The organism is Streptomyces durocortorensis (genome assembly GCF_031760065.1).
Lineage (GTDB): Bacteria > Actinomycetota > Actinomycetes > Streptomycetales > Streptomycetaceae > Streptomyces.
This window is the reverse complement of sequence record NZ_CP134500.1, coordinates 260,424-274,781: the sequence shown is the minus strand read 5'-3', so window position 1 is coordinate 274,781 and position 14,358 is coordinate 260,424. Positions and strand designations below refer to the sequence as shown.

14 protein-coding genes and 5 pseudogenes are annotated in these 14,358 nt (G+C 69.3%); 6 read left to right on the top strand and 13 right to left on the bottom strand.

From position 1 onward, the window contains the following. The first annotated feature begins 31 nt into the window (after positions 1-31). Positions 32-1,210 (top strand): acyl-CoA dehydrogenase family protein, encoded by a 1,179-nt coding sequence (locus tag RI138_RS01050; protein WP_311118349.1) that lies wholly within the window; start codon positions 32-34, stop codon positions 1,208-1,210. Positions 1,211-1,476: 266 nt separating this feature from the next. On the opposite strand, the pseudogene RI138_RS01045 reads toward RI138_RS01050, so the two are convergent. Then, positions 1,477-1,857 (bottom strand): annotated as a pseudogene (locus tag RI138_RS01045) (DUF302 domain-containing protein); the annotation flags it as partial. A 153-nt stretch (positions 1,858-2,010) separates the two neighbouring features. Between RI138_RS01045 and RI138_RS01040 the strand changes: the two are divergent. The 3 genes from RI138_RS01040 to RI138_RS01030 all read left to right on the top strand — a co-directional run bounded on the left by RI138_RS01040 (position 2,011) and on the right by RI138_RS01030 (position 4,543). After that, positions 2,011-3,369 (top strand): MBL fold metallo-hydrolase, encoded by a 1,359-nt coding sequence (locus tag RI138_RS01040; protein WP_311118348.1) that lies wholly within the window; start codon positions 2,011-2,013, stop codon positions 3,367-3,369. 68 nt (positions 3,370-3,437) lie between these two features. Further along, a complete protein-coding gene (locus RI138_RS01035; protein ID WP_311118347.1) occupies positions 3,438-3,803 on the top strand; it encodes a rhodanese-like domain-containing protein in 366 nt (121 codons plus the stop codon). Next, entirely contained in the window at positions 3,800-4,543 is a 744-nt protein-coding gene (locus RI138_RS01030) for a sulfite exporter TauE/SafE family protein (RefSeq protein ID WP_311118346.1), read from the top strand. The genes RI138_RS01035 and RI138_RS01030 overlap by 4 nt, the downstream gene beginning before the upstream one ends. A gap of 20 nt (positions 4,544-4,563) precedes the next feature. Here RI138_RS01030 and RI138_RS01025 read toward each other — a convergent pair whose 3' ends face one another. After that, entirely contained in the window at positions 4,564-4,851 is a 288-nt protein-coding gene (locus tag RI138_RS01025) for a metal-sensitive transcriptional regulator (protein ID WP_311122776.1), read from the bottom strand. A gap of 83 nt (positions 4,852-4,934) precedes the next feature. Between RI138_RS01025 and RI138_RS01020 the strand changes: the two genes are divergently transcribed. Beyond that, positions 4,935-5,507, top strand: a complete 573-nt coding sequence (locus RI138_RS01020; protein WP_311118345.1) for a rhodanese-like domain-containing protein — start codon at positions 4,935-4,937, stop codon at positions 5,505-5,507. Positions 5,508-5,599: 92 nt separating this feature from the next. Here RI138_RS01020 and RI138_RS32325 read toward each other — a convergent pair. From RI138_RS32325 to RI138_RS00995, 8 genes and pseudogenes are all read right to left on the bottom strand, one after another. Further along, positions 5,600-5,743: pseudogene (locus RI138_RS32325) on the bottom strand (universal stress protein); the annotation flags it as partial. Next, entirely contained in the window at positions 5,713-5,985 is a 273-nt protein-coding gene (locus tag RI138_RS01015) for a hypothetical protein (protein ID WP_449343302.1), read from the bottom strand. The pseudogene RI138_RS32325 and the gene RI138_RS01015, both read right to left, overlap by 31 nt. Positions 5,986-6,100: 115 nt before the next feature. Continuing rightward, positions 6,101-6,322: pseudogene (locus RI138_RS32320) on the bottom strand (universal stress protein); the annotation flags it as partial. Beyond that, positions 6,322-6,696: pseudogene (locus RI138_RS01010) on the bottom strand (response regulator); the annotation flags it as partial. The pseudogenes RI138_RS32320 and RI138_RS01010, both read right to left, overlap by 1 nt. A 336-nt stretch (positions 6,697-7,032) precedes the next feature. Then, a pseudogene (locus RI138_RS32315) lies at positions 7,033-7,137 on the bottom strand (CBS domain-containing protein); the annotation flags it as partial. Between the two features lie 16 nt (positions 7,138-7,153). Then, complete coding sequence (locus RI138_RS01005) at positions 7,154-8,026, bottom strand: alpha/beta hydrolase (protein ID WP_311118343.1); 873 nt, start codon at positions 8,024-8,026, stop codon at positions 7,154-7,156. Positions 8,027-8,085: 59 nt separating this feature from the next. After that, positions 8,086-9,414 (bottom strand): MFS transporter, encoded by a 1,329-nt coding sequence (locus tag RI138_RS01000; protein ID WP_311118342.1) that lies wholly within the window; start codon positions 9,412-9,414, stop codon positions 8,086-8,088. Positions 9,415-9,537: 123 nt separating this feature from the next. Then, on the bottom strand, positions 9,538-10,749 hold the full coding sequence (locus tag RI138_RS00995; protein WP_311118341.1) for a M20 metallopeptidase family protein: 1,212 nt from the start codon (positions 10,747-10,749) through the stop codon (positions 9,538-9,540). A 101-nt stretch (positions 10,750-10,850) separates the two neighbouring features. Between RI138_RS00995 and RI138_RS00990 the strand changes: the two genes are divergently transcribed. Next, positions 10,851-11,891 (top strand): Lrp/AsnC family transcriptional regulator, encoded by a 1,041-nt coding sequence (locus RI138_RS00990; RefSeq protein ID WP_311118340.1) that lies wholly within the window; start codon positions 10,851-10,853, stop codon positions 11,889-11,891. A gap of 158 nt (positions 11,892-12,049) precedes the next feature. On the opposite strand, the gene RI138_RS00985 is transcribed toward RI138_RS00990, so the two are convergent. Genes RI138_RS00985 through RI138_RS00975 form a run of 3 tightly spaced genes read right to left on the bottom strand, consistent with a single transcriptional unit; the run spans position 12,050 to position 13,884 of the window. Further along, a complete protein-coding gene (locus tag RI138_RS00985) occupies positions 12,050-12,652 on the bottom strand; it encodes a GNAT family N-acetyltransferase (protein ID WP_311118339.1) in 603 nt (200 codons plus the stop codon). Beyond that, complete coding sequence (locus RI138_RS00980; protein ID WP_311118338.1) at positions 12,645-13,262, bottom strand: hypothetical protein; 618 nt, start codon at positions 13,260-13,262, stop codon at positions 12,645-12,647. Before RI138_RS00980 ends, RI138_RS00985 begins: the two co-directional genes overlap by 8 nt. Further along, positions 13,252-13,884: a TetR/AcrR family transcriptional regulator gene (locus tag RI138_RS00975; protein WP_311118337.1), complete on the bottom strand. Its 633-nt coding sequence runs from the start codon at positions 13,882-13,884 to the stop codon at positions 13,252-13,254. Before RI138_RS00975 ends, RI138_RS00980 begins: the two co-directional genes overlap by 11 nt. Between the last annotated feature and the right edge of the window lie 474 nt (positions 13,885-14,358).

The window sequence follows — 14,358 nt, the reverse complement described above, 5'->3', positions numbered from 1 at the left end:
CGCGACGCGGAAGCGAGACTCCGGAGGGGCCGTGCACCTCGAATACACGCTTGAGCAGCAGCGGTTGCGTGCCGAACTGCGTACGTACTTCGCGACCCTGGTGCCCGACAACGCCTACGCACGCTATGCGGAACCCGCGGCCCAGAAACGCTTCTACCGCGAGACCGTCCGCAGGCTGGGAGCCGACGGCTGGCTGGGGGTCGGCTGGCCGAAGGAGTACGGCGGCCGGGGGCTGACCCCGATGGAACAGTTCATCTTCTTCGACGAGGCCGCCCAGGCCGGCGTCCCGCTGCCGCTGATGGCACTGAACACCGTCGGCCCCACGATCATGCAGTTCGGCACCGACGAGCAGAAGGCCCGCTTCCTGCCCGGGATACTCGCCGGGGAGATCGACTTCGCGATCGGCTACAGCGAACCGGACGCGGGCACCGACCTCGCCGCCCTCAAGACCCGTGCGGTCCGCGAGGGCGACACCTACCTCGTCAACGGCCAGAAGATCTGGACCACCAACGGCGACACCGCCGACTGGGTCTGGCTCGCCGTGCGCACCGACCCCGACGCCCCGCCCCACAAGGGCATCACCATGCTCCTGGTCCCCACGAGCGACCCCGGCTACTCCTGCACCCTGATCAACACCCTCGCCTCGCACGACACCACGGCCAGCTACTACGAGAACGTGCGCGTCCCCCTCACCCACCGTGTCGGCGAGGAGAACAAGGGCTGGCGGCTCATCACCAACCAGCTCAACCACGAACGCGTCACCCTGGCCGCCCACGGCACGATGGCGGTCCGCGCCCTGCACAACGTCCAGCGCTGGGCCGCCGGTGCCAAGCTCGCCGACGGCCGCCGGGTCATCGACCTCGGCTGGGTCCGCGCCCTCCTCGCCCGCACCCACACCCGCCTGGACGCGATGAAGCTGCTCAACTGGCAGATGGTCACCGCCCTCCAGGACGCCACTCTCACCCCCCAGGACGCCTCCGCCGTCAAGGTCTACGGCTCCGAGGCCCGCCGCGACGCCTACGCCTGGCTGATGGAGATCGTCGGCTCGGCGGGCCCCCTGAAGGAGGGCTCCGCCGGAGCGGTCCTCCACGGGGAGCTGGAACGGGGCTACCGGTCAGCGGTGATCTTCACCTTCGGCGGCGGCAACAACGAGATCCAGCGCGAGATCATCTCCTGGATCGGTTTGGGGATGCCGCGCGTACGGCGGTGAGCGCGGGCGACGAGGCTCTTTGGCCGGCGCAGGAGCGGGATGGTTGGCACCAGCTGAAATCGTTGACCAAGCGGGCAGAGGCCTGACGCGCCGACTGCCTGAGGTGGCTGACCTGCTACTTTTCGTGAGCTGATGAGGTTCGGGCGTACCGCGCGTCGCGGTTCTTGCTTGCTGATCGTGTGTACGGAGCCGCGGAGGGCTAAGTCTTGGTCGCGGGTAGTCCCGGGTGTGTCCAGCAGGCGGCTGATCCAGTTCTGTGATGCCCCGACGGAAGCGAGAGCCGCATCCAGGCGCAGGGCGACTTCGTCGGCCACGGGGCCCATGCCCTCGATCCCCGTGAGGGTGACCATGGTCGCTGGGTCGATTGCCTGCAGCAGTACGCCGTCGCCGTCCTTCCGGTCCACGATGTTGCAGGGCAGGAGAAGCCCGATCGTCCGGTCCAGCTCCAGTGCCCGGTGCGCCAGGGAGGGGTTGCAGGCGCCGAGGATCAGGTACGGCTCCATGTCGTGTCCGAGCTTGGCTTTGAGCGTGGCCTGTACGTCGATCTCTGTGAGGACGCCGAAGCCCTGGTCGGGCAGGGCTCGACGGACCGCCTGCACGGTCTCCTCGAACGTGTCGTCGACGCTCACAGTGCGGTCGTAGGCCATGGATCTCCACCTCGTTCTCACGTCATCGGAATGCCCGACGGGCGCGGTTCGCGCGTGGAGGTCGCCACACTTCGAAATATACCCCCGGGGGTAATGGTGTTACGGTGAACAACATACCCCCTGGGGTAATTTTTCGTCGGAAGGGGACTCTCCGTGTTCTTCGTTGAAGCCATCGAGCTGGAGGGCTTGGGCAACCGCAGCTACCTCACCGGCGGCCGTCGGACGGCGGTCGCCGTGGATCCGCCCCGTGACATCGACCGGGTGCTCGCCGCCGCGGCCCGGCGTGGTGTGGCGATAACCCACGTGGTCGAGACGCACGTCCACAACGACTACGTGACCGGCGGTCTTGAGCTGGCCCGCATCACCGGGGCCGCCTACCTCGTTCCGGCCGACGCACACGTGTCATTCGCCCGGACCGCCGTGTCCGACGGCGACACCGTCATCATCGACGCGGAACTGACCCTGACCGCGGTAGCGACGCCCGGGCACACGCCGCACCACACGTCGTACGTGCTGAGCGAGGCGGGCCGGCCCGTTGCCGCGTTCACCGGTGGCTCCCTCCTCATCGGTACGGTGGGGCGGCCCGATCTCGTGGAGCCACGCCTCACCGAGCAGCTGGCCCGCTCCCAGCACGCCTCCGCCCGCCGCCTCGCGGACGCACTGCCGGATGAGACCGAGGTGCTGCCCACCCATGGATTCGGCAGCTTCTGCTCATCCGCCCAGGCCGACGGGGAATCGACCACGATCGGAAAGGAGAAGGCCGCCAACCCGGCACTCACCACCGATGTGGACACCTTCGTCGCCGAGCTGTTGGCGGGCCTGGAGGACGTGCCCGCCTACTACGCGCACATGGGCCCCGCCAATACGGCTGGTCCCGCACCCGTGGACCTGACCGCGCCGGCCGTCGCCGATCCCGACGACATCGCCGAGCGTCTCGCGGCGGGGGAGTGGGTGGTGGACCTGCGCAACCGCATCGCTTTCGCCGAGGGGCATGTCGCGGGGTCGTTCAACTTCGAGGCGGACGGCAAGCTCGCCACGTACCTCGCCTGGCTGATCCCCTGGGGCAAGCCGGTGACCCTGCTTGCCGAGTCGGCCGAGCAGCTGGCAGCGGCCCAGCGGGAGCTGGTGCGCGTCGGTATCGACCGCCCAGCCTCCGCCGCGACCGGCGGTCCCGCGGACTGGCTTCGCGCCGGCGAGAGTCCCGCGTCCTTTCCCCGTGCCACGTTCGCCGAACTGGCCGGTCAGAACCGGGGCCGGATCGTCGTGCTGGACGTACGCCGCTCATCCGAACGTGCGGAGGGCTGGATCGAAGGATCGGTCCACATCCCGATCCACCAGGTCCACCGCCGTATCGACGACGTGCCCGACGGCACGGTCTGGGTGCACTGCGCCGGCGGCATGCGCGCGGGCATCGCCGCGTCGCTGCTGGACGCGGCCGGGCGGGACGTGGTGGCCGTGGACGACGGCTTCGGCGCCGCCGCCGAGGCCGGGCTGACCATCGTCACCGGCTGAACCGGCGAAGGTCCGGTCGAACTGAACTGGATCAGCTAGGACAAGCAACAAGAAAGGTGACATCGTCAATGTTCCTCCACCGTGGAAGTGGACAGCGCCTGTCCGTCGACGAGGCGTGGACCCGTACGGCAGGGAGCTGCCCCGAAGCTGTTCTGCTGGATGTCCGGGAAGAGCCCGAGTGGCGAACCGGCCATGCTCCCGGCGCGGTGCATGCACCTCTCACCGGCCTGGCCGCAGGTACGACGATGCCGGTGGCAGCGCGGGGACGGCCCTTGGTGGTGATCTGCCGCAGCGGACACCGCTCGCAGCAGGCTGTGCAGCTCCTGGCCGAGCGGGGAGCGGACGCGGTGGACGTCAGGGGCGGCATGATCGCGTGGGCCGCCGCAGGGCTGCCGGTGATCGACGAGCGCGGTGATGGCGGCTCGATAGCGTGAGCACCTTGGTTCTCGCCCTTGCCGCAGGCGCCCTGATCGGGCTGGCGCTCGGTGCGCTCGGCGGCGGTGGCAGCGTTCTGGCGGTGCCGGCGCTGATCTACCTGCTCGGCTTCTCAGCGGCCTCAGCCACCACGGCCAGTCTGATCATCGTCGCCGCCACATCGGCCACCGCCCTCTACGCCCACGCGAGAGACGGCCATGTCGCCTGGAAGGCCGGGACGTTGTTCGCGGCGGCGGGAGTTGTGCCGGCGTTCCTCGCCGGAGCAGCCGCCGGCCATGTGCCCGAAACGGCTCTCACCGCGGGGTTCGTGGTGATCGCCGCCCTGGCGGCGCTGCGGATGCTACGGCCCTCCGCTGCCGAGTCGACGGAGGGGGTGCGGCCCGCGAAGGCGGCCGGAGCCGGTGCCGGCCTCGGCGCCGTGACGGGATTCCTCGGTGTGGGGGGCGGATTCCTTGCCGTGCCCGCCCTCGTCGGAGTCCTCGGTCTGCGGATGAACCGGGCCGTGGGCACCAGTCTCCTGGTCATCACCGTCAATTCCGTCGCCGCCCTCGGCGCCCGCTCGGGAACCGGTGATGACCTGCGATGGGAGGTGATCGCCCCGTTCGCAGGAGCGGCGATCCTCGGGGCCTGGGACGGCAAACGGCTGGCGGCGAAGGTCGCCGGTGCCACTCTGCAGCGAGTCTTCGCGTTCACGCTGCTCGCGGTGGCGGCTTTCATGGCCATCGACGTGGTCGCCTGAGCACGAGGGACGCCCCGGTGTCAGGCGAGTGAGAGGAAGAGCTTCTCCAGCCGGGCGCGCATCTCGTCCCGGGACTCACCGGAACGCCGACCGTCCTCCATCTCGGTGAGGCACTGCTGGAGCCCGGTGGCGATGATCGCGAACCCGGCCCGGTCCAGCGCTCGCGACGCCGCCGCCAGCTGTGTCACGACCTCCTCGCAGTCCCGCCCCTCCTCGATCATCCGGATCACCCCGGCGATCTGCCCCTGCGCCCGGCGCAGCCGGTTCAGGACCGCCTTGAGCTCCGCTCCCGCCAGATCAAGTTCCATCATCACTCCTCATGAGATACCCCCAGGGGTAATGTACTCCCCTTTGGTGGGGACCCCACAGCCAGAAAAGGACGACACCCGTCATGACCACGCCCGCCTCCCTTGCCATCCACGAGACTCGCGACCGCCTCCACGAGCTGATCGTCATCGACGTCCGTACCCCCGGTGAGTACGCCGGTGGCCATCTCCCCGGTTCCCTCAACATCCCCCTGGACCGGATTCAGCGAGCACTCGCCGACATTCGACTCGCTGCCGACCGTGGTGACGTTCTGATCGTCTGCGCGTCCGGGGCCCGCTCGGAGAACGCCTGTCGCATCCTCGCCGAGAACAACATCACCGCCGCCACCCTCAGCGGCGGCACCAGCGCCTGGACGGCCGACGGTCACGACCTGCACCGCCCCGAAGGAGCCCCCGCGACCTGGGGCATGGAGCGGCAGGTCCGCCTCACCGCCGGAACCGTCGTCCTCCTCGGCCTGCTCCTCGGTCTCCTCGTCCACCCCGCGTTCCAGATCCTCTCGGCAGGCATCGCCGCCGGACTGGTCTTCTCCGCCCTCACCAACACCTGCGGCATGGCCGCGATGCTCGCCAAGCTCCCCCGCAACCGCCCCGACGCGGCCGACCTCGACAACACTCTCGCGGCACTGCGCAGGCGCTGACCGAGCACGACGCGCAGGGAGCGGCATGCTCGGTCGGGAACGTCGACCCGTTGCCGCTTCTGCGGTGTCCGGAGCATCGCTGAGCGACACGCTCAGGCGAGGGGAACGACGACCACGGGCGTCCGGGCGTGATGGAGCACCGCGTGGGCGACCGGACCGATACGCGTGCCCAGGGAAGAACCCCGTACTCGGCGGCCGACGACGGTCAGTCCGGCTTCACGGCCACTGTCGACAAGCTGCGTGGCAGCGCCCAAGCACTCAGGAAGCGAATGCCGCAACCGGGCCGCTCCGCTTCGTCGAAGGCGAAGCCCAGCAGCGCCTCACGGCGTTGGCGTGCGTCGCCGCCCACTATCAGGTCGCCGTATGGGGCCTCGTCTCGCCGACCGGCCGGGGCGTCGTTCTTGGCCCGCACCGACACAACCGGGCAGTTCGCGGCGCTGACGACCGCCGTGCTCACGGAGCCGAGGACGAAGCCCATGACCGGCCCGAGTGCACGGGAGCCAAGGGCGATCATGTCCGACTCCGCAGCGGACTCGGACATGTACGTCAGTCGGCCTGCCGTCCACTGAACGGACGCTGATGTCCAGGGCGGGAAATGCCCTGCGGAGCTCGTCGGCTGCCTGGGCGAGGAGATGCTGTGCAGAACGGCGGCCGGGACCGTCCGGTGCGCGGAAGACATGTCCAGGAGCCCACGGCTTCTGGACATGAACGAGTCGAAGAGGGACAGCGCGGAGGTCGGCCTCCCGGGCAGCCCAGTATGCCGCCGCGCTGCTCTGCGCGGATCCGTCGAAACCCGCGACCACAGAACCGATCATGCCGATACCAGGTCCAAACCGTTGATCTGCTTGAGCACGTATCCGGCCGCGCCCGCCACGATGGCGTCGAGAAGGGCGTCCTCGTCGTCGAACGAGGTGAGTATCAGGCAGGCGAGGTCGGGCATGCGTGATCGCAGTTCCCGGCACACAGTGATGCCGTTCCCGTCCGGCAGCCTGACGTCGAGCACCGCTACGTCGGGTCGCAGCGTCGGCCCACGGGCCAGGGCTTGATCAGCCGTCGATGCCTCGCCGACCACGACGAGATCCTGCTCGGCCTCCAGCAGGTCCCGTATCCCGCGGCGAACGACCTCGTGGTCGTCCAGCAGAAGAATGCGCGTCACGGCAGTGTCGGCGTCAGCCGGTGTATCACCCATCCGCGGTCCTTGCTGTCGGATGCGTCTCTTGCGCCCCCACTGGATATCGTCCCAGGAGTGCCGGTCCGGGGGCATGCGGTGGACCGGCCCATCAAGGTCACCGCCACTGAGGGAATGCGGCTGCCCAAGATCCATGCGTACGTTCACCACTCCTTCGACCGCTCGAACGGCGTTGGCCAGGAGCGTCACCATGGAACGGTCTGCCGGAGAGTCCTTCAGAGTGACCACGCCCTTCTCGACTGTGGTGTCGAGGGCCGACGGTGGTGAGACCGGGCCGAGTACCTCACTTCTGAAGTCGGCGAGGAGGCCCTCATCCTGTCTGAGGAAGATCTTGAGCAAGTCGCCTCGGCTGACCACTCCCTCCAACAGGCCATCGGAGTTGACTACGGGGAGGCGGTTGACGGGCTTGGTCCTCGAAGCCGTACCCGGTGTAGGCGACAGCCCCTGCTGGTTCGGGTCAGCTCTGCAGAGCGGCGCAGATGGTGGCGCGTGCCGCTCTGCCTTCGGGGATCGGCAGAAGGGGGTAGACGTGCACCATCTCCGGTGCCTCGTGGAAGTCCAGCTCGACGCCCGCGGCCGCGGCGCGGGCTGCCAGTTGCCGGGCGTCGGCGTTGACGATGTCACGGGTTCCGCTGAACAGCGTGATCGGGTTCAACCCGGTGAGGTCGGCGAGCAGCGGGCTGACGTGGGGGTGGTCGGCGGGTAGATCGCCGCGATAGAGGTCTCCGGCGCAGCGTGCACCAGCGACGGCGAGCCAGGGGTCGCGGTCTTCGAGCAGGGCGACGCGCGGGTCGGTCAGCCTGATGTCCAGCCACGGGGAGATGAGGACGGTGCGGGCGGGCGCGGGCAGCCCTCGGTCCCGCAGATGGACGGCGACGGCGAGGGCCATACCGCCGCCGGCGGAGTCCCCGATGAGGCTGGGAGGTGTGTCGCCCCCGTCGTCGAGGAGCTCGACGGCCAGGTCGGTGACGGCCGGCACCACTTCGGCCGCGGTCGCCAGCGGGGCGAGAGGATAGATCGGCACCGTCATCCGGGTGGCGGTTTCGGCGGCCACGTGTGCGATGAGTCGCCAGTGCTGGGGCGCTATCTCGTTGATGTATGCGCCGCCGTGCAGGTAGATCGCACGCCGCCGGGCGTTGCAGCCGCGCGGGGTGACCTCGTAGACCGGCCATCCGGCCACCCGGCGCACGGCGAGGTCGACCGTGCGCTCAAGGCCGGCCGGTGGCGCGTACCCGGTCGGCCGCAGCGAACGGGCGCGGACCTGTTCCCGGAGGGCCTCCGGCGAGCTGAACAGCTTCTTGGCCCCACGAAGCCTCAACACCGTCGGCATCGCTCTGCTGCTCAGGCTCGGCACGGTACGGCTCCGTTCCCGCGGTTCTTGTTTCGGTGTCACGTGAGGTCGGTGTTCTTCGTCTCGGGCATCCGGTGCACCACGACCAGGGCGAGAAGCAGCAGGACCACCGTATAGCCGAGGAAGAGGTCTCCCTCCCCGGTGCTGGTCAGCCAGGTTTGCAGATAGGGCGCGCTGCCGCCGCAGGCGGCCACGGCGATCGCGTAGGGGAAGCCCACACCTGTCGTGCGCAGACGGGTGGGGAACATCTCCGCGAACACCGCGGGGGTGATCGCCGCGCCGGCGGACATGAAGAGCATGGCGGTCGTCATCGATACGGCCAGTTGCCATACCTGGTCCTGGATCAACCAGTTCAAGGGGATGGCCAGGACGGCTCCGCCGATGTAGGAGCCGTACAGGACGGGTTTCCGGCCGATGCGGTCGGAGAGGGCGCCGAACAGCGGCAAGGCCGCGAGGAAGACCAGGTTGGCGAGAACTCCCGCCCACAGCGCGGATGAGGCGTCGATGCCTTTGAGGGAGATGGCCTGGGCGGGGGCGGAGACGGCCCAGGTGTAGTAGACGACCGTTCCGCCCAGGGTGAGGCCGATCACGCGCAGGCACGCCGCCCGGTTCTCCCAGAAGCCGCGCCACACGGAGGTGCGCGGCTCGTGGTGGTCCGGGGTGTCGGCCTGCTTCTCGAAAGCGTCGGTCTCCTCCAGTCGCAGCCGCATGATCAGCGCGTACAGGCCGAGAAGTCCACCGATGACGAAGGGCACGCGCCAACCCCACGCGTGGAGCTGGTTCTCGCTGAGTACGGAGGAGAGGACAGCCGCGAGCACGGTGGCGACCATGATGCCGCAGGTGCCGGAGATGTAGATCAGGCTGGACCAGAGCCCTCGCCGTTCGCGGGGTGCCATCTCCGCGACGTACGTCTGCGCCGCGGGAAGCTCCCCGCCGTGGGCCAGGCCCTGCACGAGTCGTGCGAACACCAGTAGGGCGGAGGCGCCCACGCCGATCGTGGCGTAGGTCGGCGCGAGGCCGATCAGCAGGCTTCCGGCGGCGGCCAGCGCGATGGAGGCGACCATGGCCGCACGCCGCCCCTTGCGGTCACTGAGCCGACCGAAGACCAGCCCGCCCAGGGGACGCATGAGGAAGCCCACGGCGAAGATCGCCAGGGTGCTGAGCAAGGCGGAGGTCGGATCGGCGGAGGGGAAGAACTGGGAGGCGAAGAAGGGAGTGAAAATCGCGTAGACGTTCCAGTCGTACCACTCCAGGGCGTTGCCCACGCCGGTGCCGATGACAGTGCGCAGCCGGGACGGGGCAGGGGCGCTCCCGGCGTTGGTGTCGGGTACGCCGGATCTGGTGGTCGGGGATGCGTGGTCGGGCACGGGGTACTCCTGGGAGACGGGGTGCAGCATGGATGAGCTGCGTCCGGCGGCGTCGCGGGTGTGTCGGCGGGGCGGCACCGTGAGGTGCATGGGGGGCGGCGCGTGGGGCTGCGCGCAGAGCGGTCAAGAAGTGGCGGCGGGCTTCACCTTCGCCAGGCGGCGCAGGGCGAGTTCGGCGTAGAGCGCGGACCCGTCACCGAGCACGCGATCGTCGAAGACCGCCCGCGGCGAGTGGTTGTACGGGGCCTGCTGGACGTCGCGGTCCGGCGGGCAGGCGCCCAGCACCACGAAAGCGCCCGGCACCTCGGCCAGTACCCGCGAGAAGTCCTCCGAGCCGGTGGCAGGCCGGGGCGCCCACGCGAAGCGTTCCTCCCCGTGCAACTCCGCCACCACGTCGGCGACGAACTCGGCCTCGGAGGGTTCGTTGACGGTGAGGGGGTACTGCTCGACGAAGTCCACCTCGATGTCGAGGCCGTGGGCAGCCGCGATACCCCGGCACAACCGCACGGCGCCGTCCTTGATCAGGCCGTGCGACGAAGCGGAGAACGACCGTACGGTCGCCGTGAACCGGGCCTCGTCGGGAATGACGTTGCCGGCGGTGCCCGCGTGGAAGGCACCGACGGTCAGCACTACGGGGTCGAACGGATCGAACCTTCGGGTGACGAAGGTCTGCAGCGCGGTGACCATCTCGCACGCTGCCGGTACGGGGTCATTGGCCAGATGAGGCATCGAACCGTGACCACCCGCACCGCGGACGGTCACACGAAGGCTGTCGGAGGAGGCCAGGACCGGGCCCCGGCGGGTCGCGAACATCCCGTTCGGGTGGCCTGCCGATGTCACGTGCAGGGCATAGGCGGCCACCGGTCGCTCACCGGAGACGTCCAGGACCCCTTCGCCCACCATGTGGCCGGCCCCGTCCTGGCCCTCCTCGCCGGGCTGGAACATGAAGACCACATCGCCCGCGAGCCCGTCCCGGCGGGCGCAGAGAAGCTGTGCCGCGCCGACGAGCATGGCCGTGTGCAGATCGTGACCGCACGCGTGCATGATCCCGTCCGTGCGGGAGATGTACGGGAGATCGGTGCGTTCGGCGACGGGCAGCGCGTCCATGTCGGCGCGCAAGAGCACCGTGGGGCCGGGGCGGGCGCCCCGCAGGACCGCGGTGACGGAGGTCAGCCTGTTCCCCGTGCTGACCTCCAGTGGCAGCCCGTCCAAAGCGGCCAGGACCTTGTCCTGCGTACGCGGCAACTCCAGGCCCAGCTCGGGTTCGGCATGCAGCGCACGCCGCAGACGGACCAGACCACCGTGCACACTCCGTGCGTCCTCGCGCATCGACACCGGCATCCCCTTTCGCTGACGTTCACCTCGCTGTCGCTCGGCTGTCAGTGATGATGGATACTCGACGCCCATGCTCATCGAATACGCAGGATCTTTCCTCCATGCCTGATCGTTCGCAGGAATCTGCACATCTGGACGAGCTCGACCTCAGCCTCGTCAACACGCTGCAGATCGACCCCCGAGCCCCCTGGTCACGTATCGGACGGGCACTCGAACTCGACCCCGTCACCGTGGCCCGGCGCTGGTCCCGGCTGACAGAGGCGGGCGTCGCGTGGATCACGGCGCAGCCCGGGCGTGCCCAGATCTCTCAGGGATGCCTGGCCTTCGTCGAAGTGAACTGTCAGGCCGGCCGCGCTCTCGAAGTGGCCAACACCCTCGCGCAGTGGCCGCACGTCATGACCGTGGACCACACGAGCGGCGGCCGGGACCTCCTGCTCACAGTGTCGATGCCCACGCTTCCCGCCCTCTCCGGGTACCTGCTCGAACGCCTCGCAGCACTCCCCGGAGTCAGCGCCACCCGCACCCAGCTCGGCACCCATGTCTTCACGCACGCCACCGACTGGCGGCTGCGCGCCCTCGACCCGCGTCAGCGGGCCCAGATCACCGCCGAACGGCCGCCCCGGTCGCCGTCGACGCCCCAGACGTTCACCACCAGGGACCGGCTCCTCAGCGTGCGTCTCGGGGTCGACGGACGTACGTCGCTCACGGACCTCGCAGAGGAGCTGGGTGTCGGAATCACCACCGTACGCAAGCGTCTCGCCCGCCTCATCGCCAACGAGGACCTGGAGCTGCGCTGCGAAGTCGCCCAGCCTCTGTGCGGCTGGCCGATCTCCACCACCATCTGGGCCCAGGCCCACCTCGACGATCGCGACGCCCTGACCAGACTGCTGGCCGCCGTCCCCGAAATCCGGGCGTGCATCGGCCTCGCTGGGGGCACGGCGAATCTGCTCATCAGTGTCTGGCTCCGCTCCCTTTCCGACATCCGCGGCCTGGAATCCCGTCTCACCAGCGCACTGCCTCAGTTGAAGGTGCTCGACCAGGCGGTTTCTCTGCGCTTCGTCAAGCGCATGGGCCGCATCCTCGACCCTGCCGGCCGCAGCGTGAGTACCGTTCCCATGGACATCTGGTCCGATCCGAGCTGAAGCGCCACTTCAGCACGGGACGCCTGCGCGCGGTTCCGGTCTGACGGAGGGAGCCGCCTGTCGCCGGTTCTTGGGGGCTTGCTGGACGCGGGCCACACGACCGTGAGCGCCATTACTCCCACGGGATCGGGTAGGACGGGCATGAGGGTGCTGATCGGTCAGGCAATGCCCGGTCTCGCCATCGCCGTGATGCCCAGCCGCCCCAGCGCCCTCCACTGCAGATCGGTGAAACCGAAACGACGGTAGTAGGACACATTCGCGGGGTCGGCCGTAGTCAGGAAGAAGCCCGCGGGGGCCTCCGTGGCCGCGAGCACATGGTCCAGGAGGAACCGTCCGGCGCCGCGTCCCGCAACGTCGGGCCGGACCCCGATGAACTCCAGCGTCCACGCGTCTGCCGGGGCCGAGGCTTCACTGTGGCGCAGGTAGCGCAACGTCCTCCACAACGCGGGCGGGCCGCACCGGATGCCTGTCCGCGCCGCCCAGACCGCACGGTCTGACGCCCCGGGCACCGCCCCTGATGGCGTGAGGACCGCAGAGGCGACCGGCTGCCCGCCCGGAGTCGTGAGCATGTACCGGCGGGCACCGGGGAGAGTGGCGTGGGCCCGCAGGGTGGCTTCGAACCAGTGGGTCCGTACGGTCTCCGAGGATCCGCAGATCCACGAGACGGCGGGCTCCGAGGCGAAGGCGGCGGCCAGGGTGCGGGCGCAGGCGGCGGGATCCGGGTTCGACACGATCCTCCACTTCCGGGCGGCCTCAGGCATGGTGCCTCCTCTCCAGCGGCGCTTCCGGGACGAGATGGCAGACGAGCAGCTTGAGGAAGAACAGCGGTGCGAACCAACCGAGTGAGGCCGGGACCTCCAGCCAGAACAGATTGACCAAAACGGCGGCCATCAGGGCCGCCATCGAGACAGGGCGCTTGAGGTGCAGCGGCGTGAACTCCACGATGGCCGCCCCGGCGAGCAGCAGCGCGGCGTTGGCCAGCGTCCAGCGCCAGTCACCCGACAGGACGACAAAGCCCATGGCCATGAGGTGGATCAGGTGCGCGGCGACGAACAGCAACCGCGCCCGCCTGGCCCCGGAAGCCCGGCGGTGATACCAGCGTTTCGCCGCGTTGGTCGCATTGGTGAGCACTCCGCCGATGAGATCCAGTCCCGCCAGCCCCACCACGACCAACTGCACTCCCGACAACTCGTGCCAGACTCCCGAGGCCCACACCCCGACGGCCAGGAGCAGGCCGCAGCCGACGATGCCGGCGATCTCCACCGCCGACTCGGAACGTGACTTGCCCGGACCCATGAACCGCTCCACACGGCCTGCGAGCCCGGGCGGGGTCGCGGGTACGTCCCAGACGATCTTCAGGTCAGTGCGCATCGGTGAACCCCTCGCCGAAGGCTGACGAGGTCTCGCTCCACAGTCCGCGCAGCAGACCCCACAACTGCGCGCTCTCATCGCCTTCCACCAGGTCTGCGGGCGTGGGCGAAGCCTTCATGCGTGCGAGCGCCCACGCGTCGGCGGCCCGAACGACCGCCGCCGTCACCGTTACCAGCAGCCCGTGGTCCACGTCGGTACGGATGACGCCCAGCCTCTGGCCGTTCGAGACCAGGTCGTCGAACCACTCCAGCCACGGCCCCTCACGCGTGTTCCCGATGGCCGCGTCGGCGAGCGCCAGGTCGTCGGGGTGGTCCCGCAGATGGGCGGCGAGTGCGCCGGAGCTCGCGTCGAGGCGGGACCAGAACGCCGTCTCCTCATGCGCCGCAACCCAGGGGCCAAGGGCGCCGAGCAGTCGCCCGAGCACGCCGTCGAGCACGGCGGAGAGCAGGTCCTCCCGACCGTCGAAGTAGTGGTAGGCCGCGGTCTTCGAGAACCCCGCGGCCTCGATGATCTTGTTGTAGGAGGCGCCCTCGACGCCGTGGTCGGCGAAATGGCGGCGCGCCACGCCAAGGATCAGTTCCTGGCGTTCGGCGGGAAGGCGATCAAATCGAGGCAGAGGCATGTACGCATACTACGCACCAGTGGGGTGCACCGCCAGTGCACCCCACTGGTTTTCGGCAAGGCGAGGACTTGCGGAGAGGCGGGCCGGGCGTGTCGCACGTCCGATTCGCACAGCTCACGGCGCCGCGAGGAGGACTCTTCGGAGCGAGTGTCACCGGTCCGCACCACGGCCAGAAGCCCCCTGGAACCTCGCACCGGGGACCCCGAACCGTTCACGCGCGACCGGGGTCCTCGCGGGGCCCTTCCCGACCTCACGTCGAGGTGTGGTGAAGGGCAGCGGCGCACTTCACGATGCCGGTGATCCGGTTCGTGCTGAAGTGGAGCTCTCGCGGCAGGTGCCAGCCCTTCAGGACAGCCACGGACTGCCTCGCCGACGCACCAGATCTTGGTGTGGCTGCTGCTGTGTCGTCACTTCCATCGCTTGAGGCGACGGCCCCGGAAGGGCACCCGGACATGGTGGCCGGCACCTTGGTAT

Bases quoted from the DNA above. Each gene is read 5' to 3' on its own strand.
- RI138_RS01020 (WP_311118345.1), top strand. From the start codon at position 4,935: ATGACCACGCCCGCCTCCCTTGCCATCCACGAGACTCGCGACCGCCTC.
- RI138_RS00985 (WP_311118339.1), bottom strand. From the start codon at position 12,652: ATGCCTGAGGCCGCCCGGAAGTGGAGGATCGTGTCGAACCCGGATCCC.
- RI138_RS01025 (WP_311122776.1), bottom strand. From the start codon at position 4,851: ATGGAACTTGATCTGGCGGGAGCGGAGCTCAAGGCGGTCCTGAACCGG.
- RI138_RS00975 (WP_311118337.1), bottom strand. From the start codon at position 13,884: ATGCCTCTGCCTCGATTTGATCGCCTTCCCGCCGAACGCCAGGAACTG.
- RI138_RS01015 (WP_449343302.1), bottom strand. From the start codon at position 5,985: ATGGGCTTCGTCCTCGGCTCCGTGAGCACGGCGGTCGTCAGCGCCGCG.
- RI138_RS00980 (WP_311118338.1), bottom strand. From the start codon at position 13,262: ATGCGCACTGACCTGAAGATCGTCTGGGACGTACCCGCGACCCCGCCC.
- RI138_RS01035 (WP_311118347.1), top strand. From the start codon at position 3,438: ATGTTCCTCCACCGTGGAAGTGGACAGCGCCTGTCCGTCGACGAGGCG.
- RI138_RS00990 (WP_311118340.1), top strand. From the start codon at position 10,851: ATGCCTGATCGTTCGCAGGAATCTGCACATCTGGACGAGCTCGACCTC.
- RI138_RS01005 (WP_311118343.1), bottom strand. From the start codon at position 8,026: ATGCCGACGGTGTTGAGGCTTCGTGGGGCCAAGAAGCTGTTCAGCTCG.